This is a genomic window from Nocardioides daeguensis, assembly GCF_019192965.1.
In the GTDB taxonomy this organism is placed as follows: Bacteria; Actinomycetota; Actinomycetes; order Propionibacteriales; family Nocardioidaceae; genus Nocardioides; species Nocardioides daeguensis.
Window position 1 is genome coordinate 2,501 of sequence record NZ_JAHTKU010000033.1, and the last position, 2,868, is coordinate 5,368.

Genomic DNA, 2,868 nt, shown 5'->3' on the forward strand with positions numbered 1-2,868 from the left:
GTTAAGCCTAAATACTCCTCGATGACCGATAGCGGACCAGTACCGTGAGGGAAAGGTGAAAAGTACCCCTGGCGGGGAGTGAAATAGTACCTGAAACCATGTGCCTACAATCCGTTGGAGCCTGTGAGGGTGACAGCGTGCCTTTTGAAGAATGAGCCTGCGAGTTAGCGATACGTGGCAAGGTTAACCCGTGTGGGGTAGCCGTAGCGAAAGCGAGTCCGAATAGGGCGTTTGAGTCGCGTGTTCTAGACCCGAAGCGGAGTGATCTATCCATGGGCAGGTTGAAGCGCCGGTAAGACGGCGTGGAGGACCGAACCCACTTCAGTTGAAAATGGAGGGGATGACCTGTGGATAGGGGTGAAAGGCCAATCAAACTCCGTGATAGCTGGTTCTCCCCGAAATGCATTTAGGTGCAGCGTTGCGTGTTTCTTGCCGGAGGTAGAGCACTGGATAGCCGATGGGCCCTACCAGGTTACTGACGTTAGCCAAACTCCGAATGCCGGTAAGTGAGAGCGTGGCAGTGAGACTGTGGGGGATAAGCTTCATAGTCGAGAGGGAAACAGCCCAGACCATCGGCTAAGGCCCCTAAGAGGTGGCTAAGTGGAAAAGGATGTGGAGTCGCAGTGACAACCAGGAGGTTGGCTTGGAAGCAGCCACCCTTGAAAGAGTGCGTAATAGCTCACTGGTCAAGTGATTCCGCGCCGACAATGTAGCGGGGCTCAAGCCACCCGCCGAAGCCATGGCAATCGCATTTAACCCAGGCCATCACTTGATGGTGGTCCAGGGGTGCGGTTGGGTAGGGGAGCGTCGTGTCACGGGTGAAGCGCCGGAGTGATCCAGGTGTGGATGTGACACGAGTGAGAATGCAGGCATGAGTAGCGAATCACGGGTGAGAAACCCGTGCGCCGATTGATCAAGGGTTCCAGGGTCAAGCTAATCTGCCCTGGGTAAGTCGGGACCTAAGGCGAGGCCGACAGGCGTAGTCGATGGACAACGGGTTGATATTCCCGTACCGGCGAAATGGCGCCCATGACGAGCCCGGTGATGCTAACCACCCAAAGCACCTCGTATCGATGTCTTCGGACAAAGAGCTTGGTGTGGAGCGTGGGATCCTATCCGGTAGTAGTCAAGCGATGGGGTGACACAGGAAGGTAGCCCAACCGCCGCGATGGTAGACGGCGGGTAAGCATGTAGGACGGGGCTTAGGCAAATCCGGGTCCCAGCCCTTTGGTGGGTGAGTCTGAGATGTGATGCCGAGGCCGTATGGCCGAAGTGGGTGATCCTATGCTGTCTAGAAAAACCTCTAGCGAGCCATGAGCCGCCCGTACCCGAAACCGACTCAGGTGATCAGGTAGAGAATACCGAGGCGATCGAGACAACCATGGTTAAGGAACTCGGCAAAATGCCCCCGTAACTTAGGGATAAGGGGGGCCCGATGTGTGAACCCACTTGCTGGGGGAAGCACAGGAGGCCGCAGAGACCAGGGGAAAGCGACTGTTTACTAAAAACACAGGTCCGTGCGAAGTTGTAAGACGATGTATACGGACTGACTCCTGCCCGGTGCTGGAAGGTTAAGAGGACGGGTTAGACGCAAGTCGAAGCTCAGAATTTAAGCCCCAGTAAACGGCGGTGGTAACTATAACCATCCTAAGGTAGCGAAATTCCTTGTCGGGTAAGTTCCGACCTGCACGAATGGAGTAACGACTTTCCTACTGTCTCAACCATGGACTCGGCGAAATTGCACTACGAGTAAAGATGCTCGTTACGCGCGGCAGGACGGAAAGACCCCGGGACCTTTACTATAGTTTGGCATTGGTGTTTGGTTCGGCTTGTGTAGGATAGGTGGGAGACTGTGAAGCCTCGACGCCAGTTGGGGTGGAGTCATCGTTGAAATACCACTCTGGTCGTACTAGATGTCTAACCTAGGGCCATGATCTGGTTCAGGGACAGTGCCTGATGGGTAGTTTAACTGGGGCGGTTGCCTCCCAAAATGTAACGGAGGCGCTCAAAGGTTCCCTCAGCCTGGTTGGCAATCAGGTGTTGAGTGTAAGTGCACAAGGGAGCTTGACTGTGAGACAGACATGTCGAGCAGGGACGAAAGTCGGAACTAGTGATCCGGCAACTGCGAGTGGAAGCGTTGTCGCTCAACGGATAAAAGGTACCCCGGGGATAACAGGCTGATCTTCCCCAAGAGTCCATATCGACGGGATGGTTTGGCACCTCGATGTCGGCTCGTCGCATCCTGGGGCTGGAGTAGGTCCCAAGGGTTGGGCTGTTCGCCCATTAAAGCGGCACGCGAGCTGGGTTTAGAACGTCGTGAGACAGTTCGGTCCCTATCCGCCGCGCGCGTAGGAAACTTGAGAAAGGCTGTCCCTAGTACGAGAGGACCGGGATGGACGAACCTCTGGTGTGCCAGTTGTACCGCCAGGTGCATGGCTGGTTGGCTACGTTCGGAAGTGATAACCGCTGAACGCATCTAAGCGGGAAGCACGTTTCAAGATGAGGTTTCCCACCCCTTGTGGGTTAAGGCCCCCAGCAGAACACTGGGTTGATAGGCCGGAGGTGTACAGCAGTAATGCCCAGCCGACCGGTACTAATAGGCCGAAGACTTGCCACAACAAACCCCCAACACACTCAACAACACCAAAACAAACACTGTGTTGGTGCCGCGTCCACGATGAAGATCCAACCCCGACCACGCCATGCGTGGGAGCCCAGCAATGGGCCACAGGGGTTCATAGAGTTACGGCGGCCATAGCGGCAGGGAAACACCCGGTCCCATCCCGAACCCGGAAGTTAAGCCTGCCAGCGCCGATGGTACTGCAACCGAGAGGATGTGGGAGAGTAGGACGCCGCCGGACAAACATT

General features: G+C 55.8%; 2 rRNA genes (1 of these 2 running past the window's edge). Both read left to right on the top strand.

The window, feature by feature from the left end:
• Positions 1 to 2,617: ribosomal RNA gene (locus KU893_RS22340) — 23S ribosomal RNA — on the top strand (it extends 506 nt beyond the left edge of the window).
• Between the two features lie 127 nt (positions 2,618 to 2,744).
• Positions 2,745 to 2,861 (top strand): 5S ribosomal RNA (gene rrf, locus KU893_RS22345).
• The last annotated feature ends 7 nt before the right edge of the window (positions 2,862 to 2,868 follow it).